The sequence below is a fragment of the Ramlibacter sp. genome, from assembly GCF_035655895.1.
In the GTDB taxonomy this organism is placed as follows: Bacteria; Pseudomonadota; Gammaproteobacteria; order Burkholderiales; family Burkholderiaceae_C; genus Ramlibacter.
This window is the reverse complement of the sequence record NZ_DASRTN010000014.1, coordinates 23941-42289: the sequence shown is the minus strand read 5'-3', so window position 1 is coordinate 42289 and position 18349 is coordinate 23941. Positions and strand designations below refer to the sequence as shown.

The window sequence follows — 18349 nt, the reverse complement described above, 5'->3', positions numbered from 1 at the left end:
ACCTTCGCGATCGTTGGCGAGCGCGGGCAGCCGGCCACGGCCGGCGCCTCGCGGGCGGGGGGGATCAGCGAAGGGCGGGCGGGCCGCGGGCGTCGAACAGCGCGGCCCAGCGCGCGAGCGCCAGGCCGTGCAGCACCGCGACCAGCTGGGCCGGCGGCAGCAGCGGGGCCAGGACTACCGGCACGCACGGTGCGGCACTGCCGTGCGTGAGCTGGTCGTAGAGGCGGCAGGTGCTGCCGTCATGGCCGCCGAACAGGCCGTCGGCCTGCGCGGCCTGCGCGTGCGAGGTGTCGATGTCCGCAGCGACGGCCGCGCCGGACACGGCCAGGCCCGGGGCATGCGCCACGCCGTGCACCAGGCCGAGCGACTGCGCCAGCAGCAGGGCCGGCAGCAGGAGCAGGACGAGGAGGCGGCGCAGGACCATGGGGACGCGAGCTTACTTCACGTCGACCGCATCGGTGATGCGGTAGTACAGGCCGTAGGGATCGTCGTTCAGCACCGCGAAGCGCCCCTCGACCACGACCGGGTCGAGCGTGTAGCGCACCGGGGTCCTGGTCTTGACCTCGACCATGCTCTCGGGCCCGCCCGGCACGCAGAAGTTGCACGAGAGCGGCACGGACGACAGCAGGAAGTGGGTCTGCTTCTCGCCCGGCTCGAGCGGCATCATGAACCCCTGCACGCGCTGCGGCCGGTTCTGCAGCGCGACCTGCTCCTGCTGGAACACCGGCAGCACGCGGTTCTTCTCGACCTTGGTCTTGACCGCAGTGAGCATGGACCACGGCACCACGTCCGGACGTTGGGGCAGTGGGGCGAACGGGCTGTCCGGGCTGTGCACGCCCGGGCCGGTGCCCATCGGGATCGGGGCGGTGCCCTGGGCCTGGGCGCCCAGCGCAGCGGCCAGCGCCAGGGCGGCCAGGAGTCGGATCGTGTGGCGGTGCATGGTCATCTCGAATTGAGCAGTTGCGCGGCGTCGACGCGGTAGGCGCCCCAGGCCGGCAGCAGGGCTGCCAGCAGCGCCGCCCCTGCCGCAGCCAGCGGGATCCAGAGTTCGGCCGCCACCGGCACGGCACCCGACAGGGGCAGCGTTCCGCGCGACGCCAGCAGCGAGCCTACCAAAACCATCAGCCCGTGGCCGGCCGCCAGGCCCAGCACCGACGCGAACAGCGCCAGCCAGAGCGCCTCGCACACCAGCAGGCCGGCCACCCGGCGCGGCGGCGTGCCCAGCATGCGCAGCATGGCCAGATCGGCGCGGCGCTCGCGCACGGCGTTCCACAGGGCGATGAACACCGACAGCGTGGCGGTCAGCAACAGCACCGCGCCGATGCCACGCAGCACGTCCGAGCCCACGCCCAGCATGCGCAGCAGCCGCGACACCTCGAGCGCGGGCGCGGCGGCCTGCATCCCGGTGCTCGCGTTGACCAGGCGCGGGAAGCTGACCGCGGCCAGCGGCGTGCGGTACCGCACCAGGGCCATGGTCACCTCGCGGTCGTCGTGCGCCTCGTCGGCGTCGTGGCCCGGATGCGCCGCCGCCACCCCGCCGCCTGGCGCCGGGGCCCGGCCCGTCGGCGCGGCGCCATGCTTCTCGTGCACGTCCCACACCGACTCGAGCGAGGTCAGCACCAGCCGGTCGGCCACGCAGCCGCACGGCGCCAGCACGCCGGTCACCCGGTAGACCTGCGCGTGCTCGTCGCCGCCGCCCAGCCCGTGGCTGCCGTGGAACGCGGAACCGGCGTGCCAGCCGGTCGCCTGCGCCACCTGCGCGCCGACCACGGCCTGCATCGCGGCGCTCCAGGGCTGCCCCTGCGCGAACGCCAGCCGGTAGTGGCCGAGCCACTCGGGCGTGGTGCCGAGGATGCGAAAGCCCGCCACGCTGTCGCCCATGCTGATCGGGATCACCTGCGCGACGAGCGGATGGCGCGCCAGGGCCTGCACCTCGGCGAGCTTCACGTTGCCGGGCGCCACGTCGATCTGGAACACGCCCGACAGGATCAGCTGCATCGGGCTGCCCTTGGCACCGACGACGGCGTCGATCCCGGCGAGGTCGCGCTGGAAGGTGCGCTCCACCTCGGCGCTGGCCAGCATCACGAAGGTGATCGAGGCCAGGCCCAGCGACAGCAGCAGCAGGTTGAGCACGGCCTGCAGCGGCCGCGACCACAGGTAGCGCAGCGACAGCGCAGCCAGGTTCATGCCGCCACCCGCGCCTGCAGCCGGTGGACCACCGCGTCGGCCAGCGCCTCGCGCACCCGGCGGTCGTGGGTCGCGATCACCAGCGTCGCACCGCAACGCCCGGCCGCATCGCGCAGCAGGGCCACGGAAGCGGCGCAGGCGTCGTCGTCGAGGCTGGCGGTGGGCTCGTCGGCCAGGATCACCCGCGGTGCGAGCAGCACCGAGCGTGCCAGGGCCACGCGCTGGGCCTGGCCACCCGACAGCTGCGACGGGCGGCGCCGCGCCAGCTCGCCGACGCCCAGCGAGGACAGCACCGCGGCGATCGCGCCGGCATTGCGCGGCAAACCCGCCGCGAAGAACGACAGCGCGAGGTTGTCCTCGACGTCGAGGGCTTCCGACAGGTGCAGCTTCTGGGGCAGGAACCCGATCGCGCGGCCGCGCCAGGCGTCCCGCGCCGGGCCGCGCAACGCGGCCAGGTCCTGGCCCGCCACCTCGATGGTGCCCCCCGTCGCGGTGAGCAACCCGGCCGCCAGCGCCAGCCAGGTCGACTTGCCCGCGCCGGAAGGCCCCAGCAACAGCAACGCCGCGCCCTGCGCGACGTCAAGGTCGTCGAACCGCAGCGGCGCGCCGCCCGGATACGCGTAGGCCAGCGACCGGGTGCGGATCATGCCTTCGCCAGCTCGGCGAAGGTCTTGCGGAACTTGGCCACCTTGGGCCCGGCGACCGCCATGCAGTAGCCCTGGGTCGGGTTCTTCGCGAAGAAGTCCTGGTGGTACTCCTCGGCCGGCCAGTAGTTGTCCAGCGCCAGCACCTCGGTGACGATGGGCCTGCCGAACAGCTTCTCCTGCGACATCCAGCGGATCAGGTCGTCGGCGACCTGCTTCTGCTCGTCGGTCGTGTAGTAGATGCCGCTGCGGTACTGGGTGCCGACGTCGTTGCCCTGGCGGTTCAGTGTGGTGGGGTCGTGCACGACGAAGAAGATCTCCAGGATCTGCCGCGTGCTGATCTCCCGGAGGTCGTAGGTGAGCTTAACCACCTCGTTGTGGCCAGTGGTCCCGGTGCAGACCTGCTCGTAGCTCGGCCGCTGCACCGTGCCGTTGCTGTAGCCCGACTCCACGTCGAGCACGCCGCGCACGTTCACGTACACGGCTTCGGTGCACCAGAAGCAGCCGCCGCCCAGCACGATGGTTTGCAGATCGCTCATGGGGTCCTCCCGCAAAAGCAGCAACTGTAGCCCCGGCGCCGGCCGCTCCGTCGCACATCGTTAGCATGCCCCCATGATGCTGGGAGAACTGAAACCGATCCTGGCCGCACTGGTGCTGCCGCCGGCGGGGCCGCTGCTGCTCGTCCTGCTGGGCCTGCTGCTGGCCGCCGTGGGGCGGCGGCGCGGCGGCGCGCTGCTCGCCGTCGGCGGCCTGGGCGGCGCCTGGCTGCTCAGCTGCCACGGTGCGGCCGTCCTGCTGTCCTCGCTGCTGCTGCCGGCCGTGGCCCCGCTGCAGCCGGCGCAACTGCAGGACGTCCAGGCCATCGTGGTGCTGGGCGGGGGCGTGGTGCGGGAGGCACCCGAATACGGCCGGGCCGAGCCCAATGCCGCAACGCTGGCACGGCTGCGCTACGGCGCCCTCCTCGCCCGCCGCAGCGGCAAGCCGCTGGCGTTCGCGGGCGGCGTCGGCTGGGCCTCGGTCGATGCCGGCATCGCGCCCGAGGTCCAGACGGCGCAGCGCGTGCTGGAACAGGAGTGGCAGCTCGTGCCGCGCTGGCTGGACGACCGGTCGCGCGACACCGAGGAAAACGCGCAGCGCATGCGCCAGCTGCTCGCGCCGGCCGGCATCGGCCGCATCGCGCTGGTCACGCATGCCTGGCACATGCCGCGGTCGCTGCGCGAGTTCGAGCGGGCCGGCTTCCAGGTGGTGCCGGCCGCCACCGGCTTCGCGGCGCCCCAGGTGCGGCCGCTGCTGGAATGGCTGCCGTCGGCCGAAGGCCTCTCGCTGTCGCGCAACGTGCTGCGCGAAGCGCTGGCGCTGGCCTGGGGACGGCTGCGCACCCGACGCGAACACGCGGGGTTGCCTTGACCCTGCTCGCGCTTCCCGGGTACATTACTAACCAGTCAGTCATTAAGCAGTCCATGGCGCCCCTCTCCAAACTCATCGGCGGAAAACCCGCCCGGCAGGTTGCCGCGCAGGACGATGCGCAGACCGCCCGGCGCGAGCGCCGCAAGGAGGCCCGGCCCGGCGAGCTGCTCGACGCCGCTCTGGACCTGTTCGTGGAAAAGGGGTTCGCCGCCACCCGGTCGGAAGAAGTCGCCGCACGCGCCGGCGTTTCCAAGGGCACCCTGTTCCTGTACTTCCCGACCAAGGAAGAGCTGTTCAAGGCGGTGGTGCGGGAGAACATCTCCGGCCGCTTTGCCGAATGGAACCAGGAGTTCGAGGACTTCGAGGGAACCGCGGCCGACATGGTGCGCTATTGCATGCGGGTCTGGTGGGAGCGCATCGGGGCGACCCGCGCTTCGGGCATCACCAAGCTGATGATCAGCGAGGCCCGCAATTTCCCCGAGCTGGCGGCCTTCTACCAGCAGGAGGTGATCCGCCCCGGCACCGAGCTGATCCGCCGGATCCTGCAGCGCGGCATCGACAACGGCGAGTTCCGCGCGCTCGATCTCGACTACGCGGTGTTCTCCATCGTCGCACCGATGATCTTCCTGCTGATGATGAAGCACTCGCTGGGCGCCTGCGCACCGCAGGACTACGCCCTGGATCCTGAACGCTACGTGGAGCGCCAGGCCGACACGCTGCTGCAGGGCCTGTGCGTGCGCCCGGGCGAAGGGAGCCCCTCGTGATGCGCCGACACTGGAAGTGGCTGGTCGTCGCCCTGGTGCTGCTGCTGGCCGCGGCCGGCGCCCTGCGCGCGCTGTCGGCGCGCAAGGCGCGCAATGCCGTCCCGGCTACGGCCAAGGCCGAAGCGCTGGTCGAGCTTGCCTCGACCGACGTGCTGCGGGCCACCACCGTCGACCTGGCCCAGGGCCTGCCGGTCTCGGGATCGCTGCGCGCGGTGAACAGCGCGGTGGTGAAGGCGCGGGTGGCCGGCGAACTGCAGGGCCTGGCCGTGCGCGAAGGCGACGCGGTGCGGGCCGGCCAGGTGCTCGCGACGGTGGACGCCACCGAGTCACGGGCGCGCGTGCGGCAGGCCGACGAGCAAGCCCGTGCCGCGCGGGCGCAGATCGACATCGCCCAGCGGCAGTGGGAGAACAACCAGGCGCTGGTCGACCAGGGCTTCATCTCCAAGAGCGCGCTCGACACGTCGCTGAACAACCTGAACGCCGCCAGGGCCACCTACCAGGCGAGCGCCGCCGCGGCAGACCTGGCGCGCAAGACGCTGGATGACACCGTGCTGCGCGCGCCGATCGCCGGCGTCGTGGCCCAGCGCCTTGCCCAGCCCGGCGAACGCGTCGGCATCGACACCAAGGTGCTGGAGATCGTCGACCTGTCCCGGCTCGAACTGGAAGCCACGCTCAGCGCCGCCGACTCGGTGCAGGTGCGCGTCGGCCAGGAGGCGCAGTTGCAGATCGAGGGGCTGCTTGCGCCGGTCGCGGCACGGGTGGTGCGCATCAATCCGAGCGCGCAGGCGGGCAGCCGCAGCGTGCTGGCCTACCTGTCCCTGGCCGACGCCGCCGGCCTGCGGCAGGGCCTGTTCGCGCAGGGCCGCCTGGCCACCGGACGCGCGGCGGCGCTCGCCGTGCCGCTGTCGGCCATCCGCACCGACAAGCCCGCACCCTACGTCCAGCTGGTCGATGCCGGCCGGGTGGTGCACGTGCCGGTCACGCCGGGAGCCCGCGGGGAGTCCGCCAGCGAGACCTGGGTGGCGGTCGAGGGCCTGGCCGCCGGCGCGACGGTGATCAAGGGCCATGTGGGGCCGCTGCGCGAAGGCACGGCCGTCCGCTTCACCGGCGGGGCTCCGGCCGCGCCGGCCTCGGCAGCGAAAGCCGCCCTGCTGGCGCCGCCCGCCGTCCGGCCGCACGCGGCTGCCTGACGCCATGTGGTTCACCCGCGTCAGCCTGCGCAACCCCGTCTTCGCCACCATGCTGATGCTGGCGCTGGTGGTGCTCGGCCTGTTCTCCCTGCAGAGGTTGAACGTCGACCAGTTCCCCAACATCGATTTCCCCGTCGTGGTCGTGCAGACCGAATACCCGGGCGCCTCGCCCGAGGTGGTCGAGAGCGAGGTCACCAAGAAGGTCGAGGAAGGCGTCAACTCGATCGCCGGCATCAACGCCCTGACCTCGCGCAGCTACGAGGGCAACTCGGTCGTCATCATCGAGTTCCAGCTGCACCTGGACGGCCGCAAGGCGGCCGAGGACGTGCGCGAGAAGGTCGCCGCGATCCGTCCGCTGTTCCGCACCGAGGTCAAGGAACCGCGCGTGCTGCGCTTCGACCCCGCGAGCCGGGCGATCTGGTCGCTGGCGGTGCTGCCCGATGCGAAGGCCGCCAAGCCCATGACCGCCGTCGAGCTGACCAACTGGGCCGACCAGGTGCTGAAGAAGCGCCTGGAGAACGTGCGGGGCGTCGGCTCGGTCACGCTGGTGGGCGGCAGCAAGCGCGAGATCAACATCTACCTCGATCCGCAGGCGATGGAGGCGTTCGGCGTCACGGCCGACCAGGTGGTGGCGGCGGTGCGCAACGAGAACCAGGACGTGCCGGTCGGCGCGATCCGCTCGCTCGCGCAGGAGCGCGTGGTGCAGATCGACGCCCGGATGGAGCGGCCCGAGGACTTCGGCAAGATCATCGTGACGCGCCGCAATGGCGCCGCCGTGCGGGTCGACCAGGTGGCGCGGGTGTCCGACGGCGCGCAGGAGATCGAGACCCTCGCGCTCTACAACGGCGAGCGGACCCTGCTGCTGTCGGTCCAGAAGGCGCAGGACGAGAACACCATCCAGGTGATCGACGGCCTGGCCAGGACGCTGGCGGAGATGACGCCGCAACTGCCGGCCGGCGTGCGGCTGGAGCCGATCCAGGACAGCTCGCGGCCGATCCGGGTGGCGGTGGAGAACGTGCGCCGCACCCTGATCGAGGGCGCCGTGCTCACGGTGCTGATCGTCTTCCTGTTCCTCAACTCCTGGCGCTCGACCGTCATCACGGGGCTGACGCTGCCGATCGCGCTGATCGGCACGTTCCTGTTCATGCACATGTTCGGCTTCACGGTGAACATGATCACGCTGATGGCGCTGTCGCTCTGCGTGGGCCTGCTGATCGATGACGCGATCGTGGTGCGCGAGAACATCGTGCGGCACGTCCAGATGGGCAAGTCGCCGTACCAGGCTTCGCTCGACGGCACCCAGGAGATCGGCCTGGCGGTGCTGGCCACCACCTTCTCGATCGTGGCCGTGTTCCTGCCCATCGGCTTCATGGGCGGCATCATCGGCAAGTTCTTCCACGAGTTCGGCATCACCATCGTGGCCGCCGTGATGATCTCGATGTTCGTGAGCTTCACGCTCGATCCGATGCTGTCGTCGGTGTGGCACGACCCGGAGATCGAGGCCCACGCCAAGCCGCGCGAGCAGCGCACGCTGTACGACCGCACCATCGGCCGCGTCACCGGATGGTTCGACCGGGCCACCGAGTCGATGGCCGGGGGCTACGAGACGCTGCTGCGCTGGTCGCTCGGCCACAAGCTGGCCACGGTGCTCATGGCGACGGCGATCTTCGTCCTGAGCATCGTCATGGTCCCCCTGCTGGGCACCGAGTTCGTGCCAAAGGCCGACTTCTCCGAGACCACGGTGAGCTTCAACACGCCGGTGGGCTCCTCGCTGGAGGTGACCGAGGCCAAGGCGCGGCAGGTCGAGGCGATCCTGCGCGAGTTTCCGGAGGTGCGCTACACCCTCTCGACCGTCAACACCGGCAATGCGCAGGGCAAGATCTACGCCTCGGTCTACGTCCGCCTGGTGGACCGCAAGGACCGCAGCCGCAGCGTCGACCAGATGTCCGGGGTGCTGCGCCAGCGGCTGCAGCAGGTGCCCGGGATCACCGTCACCCACGTGGGCCTGCTCGATTCCGTGGGTGGCGCCAAGCAGGTCGAGTTCTCGCTCCAAGGCCCCGACCTGAAGGAGCTGGAGCGGCTGTCGCGGCTGGTGATGGACCGCATCCGGCCCATCCCCGGCCTGGTCGACCTGGACTCGAGCGTCAAGCCTGACAAGCCGACCATCGAGGTGCAGGTGCGGCGCGACGCGGCCTCCGACCTGGGCCTGTCGGTCGGCCAGATCGGCAGTGCGCTGCGCACGCTGGTGGCCGGCCAGACCGTGGGCAACTGGCGCGCGCCGGACGACCAGACCTACGACGTCAACGTGCGCCTTGCGCCGGGGGCCCGCGTCGCGCCGCAGCAGCTGGAGCGGGTGCCGTTCGCTGTCGGGGGCAACGCCGACGGCAGCATGCGGATCGTGCGGCTGAACCAGGTGGCCGACGTGCGCGAGGGCACGGGTCCGAACCAGATCAACCGGCGTGACCTCACGCGCGAGGTGGCGATCAACGCCAACGCGGCCGGCCGCGCGGCCGGGGAAGTATCGGCCGACATCCGTGCGGCGATGGACACCGTCGCGCTGCCGCCGGGCTACCGCTACCAGTTCAGCGGCTCGGCCAAGAACATGGCCGAGTCGTTCGGCTATGCCGTCTCGGCCCTCGCGATGGCGGTGATCTTCATCTACATGATCCTGGCCAGCCAGTTCCGCAGCTTCCTGCAGCCGCTGGCGCTGATGACTTCGCTGCCGCTCACGCTGATCGGGGTCGTGCTGGCGCTGATGTTCTTCGGCTCGACCCTGTCGATGTTCTCCATCATCGGCGTGGTGATGCTGATGGGCCTGGTGACCAAGAACGCAATCTTGCTGGTCGACTTCGCCATCCGCGCCCGGGAGGACGGCATGGAGCGGGCCGAGGCCCTGCTGCTGGCCGCGCGCGTGCGGCTGCGCCCGATCCTGATGACCACGCTGGCGATGATCTTCGGCATGGTTCCCCTGGCCTTCGCCATCAGCGAGGGGTCGGAGCAGCGAGCGCCGATGGGCCAAGCGGTCATCGGCGGCGTGATCACCTCGTCGCTGCTGACGCTGGTGGTGGTGCCGGTGGTCTATTGCTACCTGGACGACCTGGCCGGCTGGCTGCGCCGCAAGCGGCCGGGCGGCACGCCCGCCGATCCGTCACCCGCCCCGGTTGGCCGCAGCAGCGGCGGCGGCGGCCGGATCGATCCGGTGCCCGCTTCTAAAATCGACGGTTTGTCCTGACCGCACGCCCCGGAACCACGCCATGAGCACGCAGCCTTCCCTCGAGCAACTCCGATTCAACATGATCGAGCAGCAGATCCGCCCCTGGGACGTGCTCGACCCGCAGGTGCTGGACCTGCTCGCGACGGTCCGCCGCGAGGAGTTCGTGCCGCCCGCGCACCGCGGCCTGGCCTTCGTCGACATGGAGATCCCGTTGCGCGGCCACCCCGAGGAGGCGATCCGCGCCGGGCAGATCATGCTGGCGCCCAAGGTCGAGGCCCGCCTGCTGCAGGAAGTCAATCCGAAGCCGCACGAGAAGGTGCTGGAAGTCGGTGCCGGCTCCGGCCACATGGCCGCTCTGCTGGCCGGGCGCGCGCAGCGCGTGATCTCGCTCGAGATCGAACCCGAGCTGGTGAAGATGGCCCGCGAGAACCTGCACAAGGCCGGCGTGCGCAACGCCGAAGTGCGCGAAGCCGACGGCGCGCGCGGCCTGGCCGCCGAGGGGCCGTTCGACGTGATCGTGCTCTCGGGCTCGGTGGCCGAGGTGCCGCCGGCGCTGCTGCAGCAGCTGAAGGTGGGCGGACGGCTGGTCGCCATCGTGGGCGAGGACCCGGTGATGCGCACCAACCTGATCACCCGCACCGGCGAAGCCTCCTTCACCACCGCGCAACGCTGGGACACCGTGGCGCCGCGGCTGCTGCACTTCCCCGCGCCCTCGCGCTTCCAGTTCTGAGCCGACGATGATCGACCAGGTCCGTCCGTCCGACCTCGACGCGTGGCTGGCCGCCCAGGGCGGCAACGGCGTGGTGCTCGACGTGCGCGAAGTGCCCGAACTGCGCGCGGCAAGCATCCACCCGCTGGGATTCGAGCTGGTGGCCATTCCCATGAACGAGATCCCGGGGCGGCTCGCCCAGCTGGATCCGGATCGCCCGGTGGCGTGCCTGTGCCACCACGGCGCGCGCAGCATGCGCGTGGCGATGTTCCTGGCCCAGAACGGCTTCGGCCAGGTGGCCAACATCGCGGGCGGCATCGATGCTTGGTCGCTTGAACGCGACCCCACGGTGCCGCGCTACTAGGCCCAAGACGGACAACCAAGGACCGACACAATGACACCCTCGCGGCTCGTTCCCCTGGCAGCGGCCCTCGCCGCCGCCCTGGCCGCCACACCGGCCGGCGCGCAGAGCCTGCTGGAACTGTACGAATCCGCGCGGGCCTACGACGCCGCCTGGCAGTCGGCGCGGGCGCAGTACGACGCCAACCTGTCGCGCGCCGAACAGGCTCGCGCCAGCATCCTGCCGCAGGCCCAGCTGTCGGCGACCGCGGGCCGCTCCAGCATCGAGGTCAAGCCACCCGGCGCGGAGCGCTACTTCGGCACGCAGGCGACCACCGCGTCAGCATCGCAGCCGCTGTACCGCCCCGCCAACTGGGCGACCTACCAGCAGGGCAAGCTGCAGGCCGAACTGGCGCAGGCCCAGCTGACGGCCGCCACCCAGGACCTGATCCTGCGCGTGAGCCAGGCCTACTTCGACGTCCTGGCGGCGCAGGACACGCTGGCCTTCGTGCGGGCCCAGAAGACGGCGGTGGGCGAGCAGCTCGCGTCGGCCAAGCGCAACTTCGAGGTCGGCACCTCCACCATCACCGACACGCGCGAGGCGCAGGCCCGCTTCGACCTGGTGACCGCGCAGGAGATCCAGGCCGAGAACGACCTGCGGGTGCGGAGGCTCGCGCTGGACACCCTGACCGGCCGCAGCAACGCGCAACCGGTCCCGCTGGCGACCCCGCTGAGCGTGCCGGCGCCGGAGCCGGCGAGCGTGGAAGCCTGGGTCGAGCAGGCCGAGGCGTCCAGCCCGAACATCCTGCAGGCCCGCACCAACGTCGACATCGCCACCTGGGAAACCGAGAAGGCCAAGGCCGGGCACAAGCCGACGCTGGACCTCACGGCCAGCTACACCACGCAGCGCAACATCAACGGCACCGCTGCGTCGCCCGCGGACAATCGCACCAACGTCGGCCAGGCGGGGATCACCTTCACGCTGCCGCTGTTCGGGGGCTTCGCGACGCAGAACCGCATCCGCGAGACGCTGTCCCTGGAGGAGAAGGCTCGGGCCGACCTCGAGGCCGCGCGCCGCAACGCCGCGCAGGCCACGCGCACCGCCTACTTCGGCCTGGTCTCGGGCCAGGGGCAGGTCCGCGCGCTCGAGGCCGCCGAGGCCTCCAGCCAGAGCGCGCTGGAGGCCAACCGCCTGGGCTACCAGGTCGGCGTGCGGATCAACATCGACGTGCTGAACGCGCAAAGCCAGCTGTTCCAGACCAAGCGCGACCTCGCCCAGGCCCGCTACAACGTGCTGATCGGCCAGCTGCGGCTGCGCCAGGCCAACGGCACGCTCGTGCCGGAAGACCTGCAGCGGCTCAACGCACTGCTGCTGAAGTAGGCGGCGCGCGCCCACGCAGCGCGTCCCACTCCGGTCCCGGCTCGGCCACGATGCGCAAGCGGCCAGCGCGCGTCGGCAGCTCCACCGACTGCGCATGCAGCCACAGCCGCTGCAGGCCGAGCCAGGACGCCACCGCGCGGTTGTGCGCACCCTTGCCATGCGTCGTGTCCCCCACCAAGGGGTGCGCGATGTGCTTGAAGTGCCGCCGGATCTGGTGACGCCGGCCCGTGAGTGGCTCGACGCCGACCAGGGCGTAGCGGCTGGTCGGATGCCGACCGTCCACTGCGAACGCCCAGTCGAAGCAGTCAAGTTGCTCGAAGCGCGTGCAGGCCCCCAGCGTCGCCTGGCCGGCCGACGGCTTCTCCGGATCGCGCGCCAATGGATGCGAGATCGTGCCGGACGCGGCCGGCCAGCCCCGCACCAGCGCCAGGTAGCGCTTTCGCACCTCGCCGCGCTCGAACGCCGCGCCGTGCGTCCGCGCGGCCTGCACGTGGCGTGCGAAGAGCAACACGCCGCTGGTGCCCTTGTCCAGCCGGTGCAGGGGCCAGAGCCGCTGGCCCAGCTGGTCGCGCAGCAGCTGCAGGGCCGTGCGCTCCTCGTGCGCGTCCAGCGCGCTCGGATGCACCAGCAGCCCGGCCGGCTTGTCGATCGCGACGAGGTCCGCATCCAGGTGCAGGATGCGCAGCGGCACCGGCTCGGCGGCGAGGGAAGGCTCGGCAGGGACAGCTGGTGATGACATGCGGATCACGGACGCCGCGTGCAGTCCGCGGCCCGGGCAGATTCTGCGCGACGGCATCGTCAAGGTTCTGCAAGCCACTGCCTGCGAAAGCATCAACGCTGGCAAACGCAGGCGTGGCGCGGCTTGCGCGGGATCTCCACGGGCTTGTCCACAGCGTTTTGCACGCAGGCTGTGGGGAGACGCGCGCAAGCGCTGTGGTAGGGCGTGTTGCGCACCGCACGCGCGCACACGTGCACGGCACAGGGGCCCAGGATCCTGACCCGTGCCCAGGCACCGCCTGACTGGCGTCCCGAGATCGAGGGTGAAGGTGAAGTGGTGAAGTGCTGGGCAAACAGACCTCGCATCGCGAGGCACCCAGGAGCCATGCGCTGGCTCAGCAGGAAACGCCAGCGACGACCTGCGCCACCGGGTGGAGAGGCCGCCCGGCCATCCGTGCGGAGGCCGGGGGCTCTCGCGAGAGAAGCACCGCGCGGCCGCCGCGGGATCGCTCCCGGACAGCCTCGCTGCGCCTCAGCGGCGCACGGGCGGGCGTCGGACGGCCGGGCCCGCGTCGGGTCGACGCTCGGGCAGATGGCGGAACATGATCCGCCCCTTGCTCAGGTCGTACGGCGACATCTCGAGCGTGACGTCATCGCCCGCGATGATGCGGATGCGGTGCTTCTTCATCTTGCCGCCCGTGTAGGCGACCAGTTCGTGCCCGTTGCTGAGCACGACGCGACAACGCGAGTCGGGCAGGATTTCGGCCACCCGGCCGCGCATTTCAATCAACTCTTCTTTGGCCATGTGGATCCTCCGACGTGCGTTTTCGACACAGGAACGCTGGAGCCGGCCGCATTCACGCAGGTGAACGCAGCCGGTGCTGCAGCACGGGAGGCCGCCGCGCGGCGGCCTGGCTGGAAACCGGAGCAGGCGCCCGACCCGAAGGCCGGCGCATGCGCCGGGTGGCGATCAGTAGCCGCGATTGCCGCCGTAGCCACCGCCACCGCCGGTGCGGGGGGGGCGCGATTCCATCGGACGGGCCTCGTTCACCACGAGACCACGGCCGCCGACCTGCTGGCCGTTCATGCCTTCGATCGCGGCTTGCGCTTCGGCGGCATTGGCCATTTCGACGAAACCGAAGCCTTTGGAGCGGCCGGTGTCGCGCTCCATCATGACCTTGGCGCTCTGCACGGCACCGAACTGGCTGAACGCCTGTTCCATGTCGCTGTCGCGGTACGAATAGGGCAGGTTGCCCACGTAAAGTTTGTTGCCCATGAGGACTCCATATGAAAGGGAACTAAGCCGCGATGGAGCCCGGATGCAATCACAAACTCATGATCTTCGTTCGAAAGTGGAAGCTGACTGATCACCGCAGAAGATGCGCCTGCTCGCAGGCGCCCAACATTATGCTCCACATCCGGCTTTCGTGCTTGCCGCGTGGCGGGCCGCTACCCAGGACAGGCCGTCGACGCCCGAACCTGAGCAGGGCGCCGGCATGACGACGGCAAGGCGGCCAGGACCGTCGGGTGCCCGGTTCGTGCTGGCGCTGATGCTCGCGGCCGGTGCCCTGGGCGGCTGCGACCAGGGCCCGCCCCTCGAGCCAGCACCCAGCGCCGAGGAGGTGCAGGAGCGCCTGGGAGGCACGTGGCTGCGCGAGGTGAGCGAGCAGGGCATCACCGCTCGCCGGGTGCTCGCGCTGCAGCCCGATGGCAGCTTCCGGGAATGGGTGCGCGTGGTCGATGGGAACGGCCAGGCCACCAACTCCGCCCACGAAGGCACCTGGCTGTACGACGGGTCCAACCTGAAGCGAAAGTACACGCTGGTCGACGGCCGGCCGCCGTCGCGCCTGAACCTGCCGTTCGCAACCTTCGAGATCACCTTCGAGTCGCGCAACGAGTTCGTCGGGGTGGACCACATCCACGGCAACCGGATCCGCTACCGGCGCGTGCCGCCCGAGACACGCCCGTGACGTCGACCGGCCCGGCCTGCACGCCCGTGCAGGCACGGCGGCGCCCCCTGCCGCCCGGCCCGCGGCACCGTGCGCCCATCCGAACTCGGCGATCATCGCCCTTCTCTTTCGTGCCACGCGCCGCTTCCACCATGAGCCAGTTGTTCCAGCCCCTGTCCCTCGGCGAACTTCGCCTTGCCAACCGGATCGTCGTCGCTCCCATGTGCCAGTACTCGGCCGTGGACGGCTCGCCCGGCGACTGGCACCTGATCCACCTGGGCCAGCTGGCGCTGTCCGGCGCCGGGCTGCTCGTCCTTGAGGCGACGGCGGTGTCGGCCGATGGACGCATCTCGCCGCAGGACCTGGGCCTGTACTCCGATGCGAACGAGGCGGCGCTGGGCCGCGTGTTGCAGGCGCTGCGCGCCCAGTCCCCGATCCCGCTCGCGATCCAGCTGTCGCACGCCGGGCGCAAGGGGTCCAGCCGGGCACCGTGGGAGGGCGGCGCCCAGATCGCGCCGGATGCACCGGGCGGATGGAAGACCGTCGCGCCGAGCGCCTGGCCGCACGCCGAGGGCGAGGATGCGCCGGCCGCGCTGGACCGCGAGGGGCTGGCGCAGGTGCGGCAGGACTTCGCCGTGGCGGCGCAGCGCGCGGCTCGCCTCGGCCTGGACGGGATCGAAGTGCATGCGGCGCACGGCTATCTGCTGCACCAGTTCCTGTCGCCGCTGGCCAACCGGCGCGAGGACGCGTACGGCGGCAGCCTGCAGAACCGCATGCGGTTCCCGCTCGAGGTGTTCGACGCCGTCCGCGCCGCCTTCCCCGCCAACCGCCCCGTGTGGGTGCGCGTGTCGGCGACCGACTGGGTGGCCGGCGGCTGGGACGTCGAGTCGACCGTGCAGTTCGCGCAGGCCCTGCAGGCGCGCGGCTGTGCGGCCATCCACGTGTCGACCGGCGGCGTCTCGCCGGCGCAGTCGATTCCGCTCGGGCCGGGGTACCAGGTCTCGTTCGCGCAACAGGTCAAGGCAGCGGTCGACCTGCCGGTCATCGCCGTCGGCCTGATCACGGAGCCGGAACAGGCCGAGGCCATCGTCGCAAATGGCCAGGCCGATGCGGTGGCCCTGGCCCGCGCGATGCTGTACGACCCGCGCTGGCCCTGGCATGCGGCCGCGACCCTCGGGGCCCGCGTGTTCGCGCCCAAGCAGTACTGGCGGTCCCAGCCGCGCGAGCACAAGCACCTGTTCGAGGGCGCCAGCTTCGGCCAGCGCTGAGCGACTCGCCAGGCCGGGCCCTGCCCTGCCTTGCTGGTCCTGGATTGCCAGGTCAGCGTTGCCAGACCTGCGGCGGCGGCAGCGCCGGCCGGTAGCTGCCCTCGGCCAGTGCCAGCTGCCAGGTCACCCCGAGCAGCCACTGGCCGGCGCCGCGGTCCAGCGTCATCACCCGTTTTTCCAGCTCCTGCTGGAACGCCATGGCATGCGCCATCAGGCGGTGGTCCCATTCCAGGACGCGCAGCCGGATGTAGACGGCCGCCGAGCCATCGGCCGCCTGCGCGCGCAGCGCCTCGGCTTGCAGCAGGTGCTCCGGGATGCCGTTGCGCCGCAGGGCGTCCCGTAGGGCCACCTGCACCAGTTCGCGGCGCAGCTGGTGGCCCGAGCCTTCGCCCGGCCGGCTGGAGGCGGTGTTCGCCCACGGCACGGCCGGGCCGGCCGGTGGCTGGTCGGCCGGCTTTCGCGCAAACAGGTTGTCCAGAAAGCCCATGGCTGCCACTCCTCCCACGGATGTCGGCGGCGGCGGGGCCAATGGCTTCAGCCAAATGCGCCGCTGCGATGGGAGAACCGCTGACTCAAGTCGGGCGGCTCCGTGCCGAGTGGAGGCGGGAGGCCGGGGCTGCCAGCAGATCGGGATCCGCGTCCCCCGACGACCCGGGACAGGTGGCCGGGCGGCCGGTGGCGCCCGGCTGGCCCGGTCAGGCGTCGAGCCGCAGCTTCGACTCGGTGACCACGCGCTTCCACTGCCCGAAGTCGGCGGCGATCTGGCGCGAGAAGATCTCGGGCGAACTGCGCACCGGCGTGGCGCCCGACTGCAGCAGGCGGGCGCTCACCTCTTCGGTGGCGAGCGTCTGGCGCAGCGCCGCATCGAGGCGAGCGACGACCGTCGCCGGCGTGCGCGCCGGGGCGACCAGGCCGACCCAGGAATTGACATCCAGCCCTTTCAGCTCGCGGTGCGGCAGCTCCGCCAGCGTGGGCACGTGGGGCAGCACCGGCGAGCGCTTGGCGCTGGTGACCGCCAGGCCCTTGAGGACGCCGGCGCGGATGTCGCCCGAGGTGGTGGGAACGGCGGCCAGCATCAGCGGGATCTGCCGCCCCAGGACCTGCGCCCGTGCGTCGCCGCCACCACGGTACGGGATGTGCACCGCGAACAGGCCCAGGCGCAGCTTGAGCAGTTCCATCGTCAGATGGCCGGTGCTGCCGACGCCGGCCGTGCCGTAGTCGAAGATGCGCGGGCCGCCGCCCATGGTGAGGACGCGGCGCGACAGGCCGATGAACTCGGCGAAATCGTTGGCGGGGAAGCTGGGATGCGCGGTGATCAGCACGGGCGCATCGACGATCTTGCCGATCGGGGCGAAGTCCGCGACCGGGTCGAAGCCGGCGGCGGCATTGGCTGCCGGGATGGTGACGTGGGTGCCGTCGAACGCCACGAGCAGCGTGTGCCCGTCCGGCGCACTGGCGGCGACCGCCCGTGTGGCGATGGCACCGCCGGCACCGGTGCGGTTCTCGACGACGACGGGCTGGCCCAGCACTTCCGACAGGCGCGGGGCGACGATGCGGGCGGTGATGTCGGCGATGCCGCCGGGGGCCAGGCCCACCACCAGGCGGATCGGGCGGTTCGGGAACGGGTCCTGCGCGCGGGCGGCGGTCGCGCCAGCCACGGTGGCGGCGAGCAGCGACGTGTTGAACACGCGGCGCCGGATCATGCGGCCTCCTGCCGGATGATGCCGGACAGCGTGTACTTCCCCTTGATCTGCGACCGGTGGAGCGTGCGGATCTGGTCGGGAGGGAACGCGTCGCGCCGGTGCATCGTGGTCAGGTTGTTCCACAGCACCACGTCGCCCAGCTTCCACTGGTGCCGCAGCGTGACCGCCTCGGCGGTGGCATAGCCCCAGATGGTGTCGAGCAGGCGGTCGGACTCGTCCACCGGCAGCCCGGGGATCCAGGCATTGCGCCGGCGCCCGAGGTACAGGGTGTGCTCGCCCGTCTCCGGCTGGACAATCACCGCCGGGTGCACCGTGCCGGCTGACTGCGTCGGGTCGTCGTTGGCGACCATGCCCTTGCGGACGTTGCCGCCGCTGTCGTAGGTGCCGTCGTGCTTGATGGACAGATGGCTCACGCGCGTCGCCAGGTGATCCGGCATCGATCGCAGTGCCGCGGGCATGCTGGCGAACCAGGTGTCGCCGCCGGAGCTGGGCAGCTCCACCGACCACAGCATGGAAGCGAACGGCGGCCGCTCCAGGTAGGACATGTCGGTGTGCCACTGCGCTTCGCCATCGCCGAGCGCGCCGAGCGGTTCGCCTTGCTCGCTCTTGCGGTTGGACACCACGTAGAGGTTGGGATGGCCGGGAACGCTCTTGCGGCCCGCGCCCTGGTTGGGCGGCGGATCGAGTTCCCCCAGCATGGCCGAGAAGCGCTCGAACTGCGCATTGGTCAGCTTCTGGTCGCGCAGCACCACCACGTGGTGCTTCTGCCAGATCGGATAGAACTGCGCGAACTGCTCGGCCGTGATGCCGGCCAGGTCGAGGCCGTGGACGTAGGCGCCCAGCACGGGCGTGATGGGGGTGGAGGTGATGGCCATGG

Annotated in this window: 19 protein-coding genes and 1 pseudogene; 9 read left to right on the top strand and 11 right to left on the bottom strand. The window is 71.2% G+C overall.

The features are described from left to right. Window positions 1-64: 64 nt before the first annotated feature. The 5 genes from VFE82_RS17175 to msrA are packed head-to-tail and all read right to left on the bottom strand — an operon-like array spanning window position 65 to window position 3370. Entirely contained in the window at window positions 65-424 is a 360-nt protein-coding gene (locus tag VFE82_RS17175) for a hypothetical protein (protein ID WP_325001554.1), read from the bottom strand. A 12-nt stretch (window positions 425-436) separates the two neighbouring features. Beyond that, window positions 437-946 (bottom strand): DUF3299 domain-containing protein, encoded by a 510-nt coding sequence (locus tag VFE82_RS17170; protein WP_325001553.1) that lies wholly within the window; start codon window positions 944-946, stop codon window positions 437-439. After that, window positions 943-2187 carry an ABC transporter permease gene (locus tag VFE82_RS17165; RefSeq protein WP_325001552.1) on the bottom strand — a complete coding sequence of 415 codons (1245 nt, stop codon included), beginning with the start codon at window positions 2185-2187 and terminating at the stop codon, window positions 943-945. The genes VFE82_RS17170 and VFE82_RS17165 overlap by 4 nt, the downstream gene beginning before the upstream one ends. Then, window positions 2184-2834, bottom strand: a complete 651-nt coding sequence (locus tag VFE82_RS17160) for an ABC transporter ATP-binding protein (protein WP_325001551.1) — start codon at window positions 2832-2834, stop codon at window positions 2184-2186. Before VFE82_RS17160 ends, VFE82_RS17165 begins: the two co-directional genes overlap by 4 nt. Further along, entirely contained in the window at window positions 2831-3370 is a 540-nt protein-coding gene (msrA, locus tag VFE82_RS17155; protein ID WP_325001550.1) for a peptide-methionine (S)-S-oxide reductase MsrA, read from the bottom strand. The genes VFE82_RS17160 and msrA overlap by 4 nt, the downstream gene beginning before the upstream one ends. A 73-nt stretch (window positions 3371-3443) precedes the next feature. Here msrA and VFE82_RS17150 point away from each other — a divergent pair, with 73 nt between their 5' ends. Genes VFE82_RS17150 through VFE82_RS17120 form a run of 7 tightly spaced genes read left to right on the top strand, consistent with a single transcriptional unit; the run spans window position 3444 to window position 11835 of the window. Then, the gene (locus tag VFE82_RS17150; RefSeq protein ID WP_325001549.1) at window positions 3444-4238 is read left to right on the top strand and encodes a YdcF family protein; all 795 of its coding nucleotides are present in this window, start codon (window positions 3444-3446) and stop codon (window positions 4236-4238) included. Between the two features lie 53 nt (window positions 4239-4291). Beyond that, window positions 4292-5002 carry a TetR/AcrR family transcriptional regulator gene (locus VFE82_RS17145; RefSeq protein ID WP_325001548.1) on the top strand — a complete coding sequence of 237 codons (711 nt, stop codon included), beginning with the start codon at window positions 4292-4294 and terminating at the stop codon, window positions 5000-5002. Next, window positions 5002-6192 carry an efflux RND transporter periplasmic adaptor subunit gene (locus tag VFE82_RS17140; protein WP_325001547.1) on the top strand — a complete coding sequence of 397 codons (1191 nt, stop codon included), beginning with the start codon at window positions 5002-5004 and terminating at the stop codon, window positions 6190-6192. The genes VFE82_RS17145 and VFE82_RS17140 overlap by 1 nt, the downstream gene beginning before the upstream one ends. 4 nt (window positions 6193-6196) lie before the next feature. Further along, the gene (locus VFE82_RS17135) at window positions 6197-9424 is read left to right on the top strand and encodes an efflux RND transporter permease subunit (protein WP_325001546.1); all 3228 of its coding nucleotides are present in this window, start codon (window positions 6197-6199) and stop codon (window positions 9422-9424) included. A 22-nt stretch (window positions 9425-9446) separates the two neighbouring features. Then, window positions 9447-10136: a protein-L-isoaspartate O-methyltransferase gene (locus VFE82_RS17130; protein WP_325001545.1), complete on the top strand. Its 690-nt coding sequence runs from the start codon at window positions 9447-9449 to the stop codon at window positions 10134-10136. A 7-nt stretch (window positions 10137-10143) separates the two neighbouring features. Beyond that, the gene (locus VFE82_RS17125; RefSeq protein WP_325001544.1) at window positions 10144-10479 is read left to right on the top strand and encodes a rhodanese-like domain-containing protein; all 336 of its coding nucleotides are present in this window, start codon (window positions 10144-10146) and stop codon (window positions 10477-10479) included. A gap of 30 nt (window positions 10480-10509) precedes the next feature. Next, a complete protein-coding gene (locus VFE82_RS17120) occupies window positions 10510-11835 on the top strand; it encodes a TolC family outer membrane protein (protein ID WP_325001543.1) in 1326 nt (441 codons plus the stop codon). Here VFE82_RS17120 and VFE82_RS17115 read toward each other — a convergent pair. From VFE82_RS17115 to VFE82_RS17105, 3 genes and pseudogenes are all read right to left on the bottom strand, one after another. After that, a complete protein-coding gene (locus VFE82_RS17115; RefSeq protein WP_325001542.1) occupies window positions 11813-12631 on the bottom strand; it encodes a pseudouridine synthase in 819 nt (272 codons plus the stop codon). The two genes, VFE82_RS17120 and VFE82_RS17115, sit on opposite strands and share 23 nt — an antisense overlap. A gap of 453 nt (window positions 12632-13084) precedes the next feature. Continuing rightward, window positions 13085-13357 (bottom strand): translation initiation factor IF-1, encoded by a 273-nt coding sequence (gene infA, locus VFE82_RS17110; protein WP_325001541.1) that lies wholly within the window; start codon window positions 13355-13357, stop codon window positions 13085-13087. 168 nt (window positions 13358-13525) lie between these two features. After that, a pseudogene (locus tag VFE82_RS17105) lies at window positions 13526-13828 on the bottom strand (RNA recognition motif domain-containing protein); the annotation flags it as partial. Window positions 13829-14048: 220 nt separating this feature from the next. Here VFE82_RS17105 and VFE82_RS17100 point away from each other — a divergent pair. After that, on the top strand, window positions 14049-14522 hold the full coding sequence (locus tag VFE82_RS17100) for a hypothetical protein (protein ID WP_325001540.1): 474 nt from the start codon (window positions 14049-14051) through the stop codon (window positions 14520-14522). 131 nt (window positions 14523-14653) lie between these two features. Next, window positions 14654-15769: an NADH:flavin oxidoreductase/NADH oxidase gene (locus VFE82_RS17095; protein ID WP_325001539.1), complete on the top strand. Its 1116-nt coding sequence runs from the start codon at window positions 14654-14656 to the stop codon at window positions 15767-15769. A gap of 52 nt (window positions 15770-15821) precedes the next feature. Here VFE82_RS17095 and VFE82_RS17090 read toward each other — a convergent pair whose 3' ends face one another. The 3 genes from VFE82_RS17090 to VFE82_RS17080 form a co-directional block, all read right to left on the bottom strand. After that, complete coding sequence (locus tag VFE82_RS17090) at window positions 15822-16256, bottom strand: hypothetical protein (RefSeq protein ID WP_325001538.1); 435 nt, start codon at window positions 16254-16256, stop codon at window positions 15822-15824. A gap of 208 nt (window positions 16257-16464) precedes the next feature. Continuing rightward, the gene (locus VFE82_RS17085; protein ID WP_325001537.1) at window positions 16465-17472 is read right to left on the bottom strand and encodes a Bug family tripartite tricarboxylate transporter substrate binding protein; all 1008 of its coding nucleotides are present in this window, start codon (window positions 17470-17472) and stop codon (window positions 16465-16467) included. Next, window positions 17469-18347, bottom strand: a complete 879-nt coding sequence (locus VFE82_RS17080; RefSeq protein WP_325001536.1) for a TauD/TfdA family dioxygenase — start codon at window positions 18345-18347, stop codon at window positions 17469-17471. The genes VFE82_RS17085 and VFE82_RS17080 overlap by 4 nt, the downstream gene beginning before the upstream one ends. Between the last annotated feature and the right edge of the window lie 2 nt (window positions 18348-18349).

What these genes read in the sequence shown, in the direction of transcription:
- VFE82_RS17175 (WP_325001554.1), bottom strand. Translation starts at nt 424, where the DNA reads ATGGTCCTGCGCCGCCTCCTCGTCCTGCTCCTGCTGCCGGCCCTGCTG.
- VFE82_RS17170 (WP_325001553.1), bottom strand. Translation starts at nt 946, where the DNA reads ATGACCATGCACCGCCACACGATCCGACTCCTGGCCGCCCTGGCGCTG.
- VFE82_RS17165 (WP_325001552.1), bottom strand. Translation starts at nt 2,187, where the DNA reads ATGAACCTGGCTGCGCTGTCGCTGCGCTACCTGTGGTCGCGGCCGCTG.
- VFE82_RS17160 (WP_325001551.1), bottom strand. Translation starts at nt 2,834, where the DNA reads ATGATCCGCACCCGGTCGCTGGCCTACGCGTATCCGGGCGGCGCGCCG.
- msrA (WP_325001550.1), bottom strand. Translation starts at nt 3,370, where the DNA reads ATGAGCGATCTGCAAACCATCGTGCTGGGCGGCGGCTGCTTCTGGTGC.
- VFE82_RS17150 (WP_325001549.1), top strand. Translation starts at nt 3,444, where the DNA reads ATGATGCTGGGAGAACTGAAACCGATCCTGGCCGCACTGGTGCTGCCG.
- VFE82_RS17145 (WP_325001548.1), top strand. Translation starts at nt 4,292, where the DNA reads ATGGCGCCCCTCTCCAAACTCATCGGCGGAAAACCCGCCCGGCAGGTT.
- VFE82_RS17140 (WP_325001547.1), top strand. Translation starts at nt 5,002, where the DNA reads ATGCGCCGACACTGGAAGTGGCTGGTCGTCGCCCTGGTGCTGCTGCTG.
- VFE82_RS17135 (WP_325001546.1), top strand. Translation starts at nt 6,197, where the DNA reads ATGTGGTTCACCCGCGTCAGCCTGCGCAACCCCGTCTTCGCCACCATG.
- VFE82_RS17130 (WP_325001545.1), top strand. Translation starts at nt 9,447, where the DNA reads ATGAGCACGCAGCCTTCCCTCGAGCAACTCCGATTCAACATGATCGAG.
- VFE82_RS17125 (WP_325001544.1), top strand. Translation starts at nt 10,144, where the DNA reads ATGATCGACCAGGTCCGTCCGTCCGACCTCGACGCGTGGCTGGCCGCC.
- VFE82_RS17120 (WP_325001543.1), top strand. Translation starts at nt 10,510, where the DNA reads ATGACACCCTCGCGGCTCGTTCCCCTGGCAGCGGCCCTCGCCGCCGCC.
- VFE82_RS17115 (WP_325001542.1), bottom strand. Translation starts at nt 12,631, where the DNA reads ATGCCGTCGCGCAGAATCTGCCCGGGCCGCGGACTGCACGCGGCGTCC.
- infA (WP_325001541.1), bottom strand. Translation starts at nt 13,357, where the DNA reads ATGGCCAAAGAAGAGTTGATTGAAATGCGCGGCCGGGTGGCCGAAATC.
- VFE82_RS17100 (WP_325001540.1), top strand. Translation starts at nt 14,049, where the DNA reads ATGACGACGGCAAGGCGGCCAGGACCGTCGGGTGCCCGGTTCGTGCTG.
- VFE82_RS17095 (WP_325001539.1), top strand. Translation starts at nt 14,654, where the DNA reads ATGAGCCAGTTGTTCCAGCCCCTGTCCCTCGGCGAACTTCGCCTTGCC.
- VFE82_RS17090 (WP_325001538.1), bottom strand. Translation starts at nt 16,256, where the DNA reads ATGGGCTTTCTGGACAACCTGTTTGCGCGAAAGCCGGCCGACCAGCCA.
- VFE82_RS17085 (WP_325001537.1), bottom strand. Translation starts at nt 17,472, where the DNA reads ATGATCCGGCGCCGCGTGTTCAACACGTCGCTGCTCGCCGCCACCGTG.
- VFE82_RS17080 (WP_325001536.1), bottom strand. Translation starts at nt 18,347, where the DNA reads ATGGCCATCACCTCCACCCCCATCACGCCCGTGCTGGGCGCCTACGTC.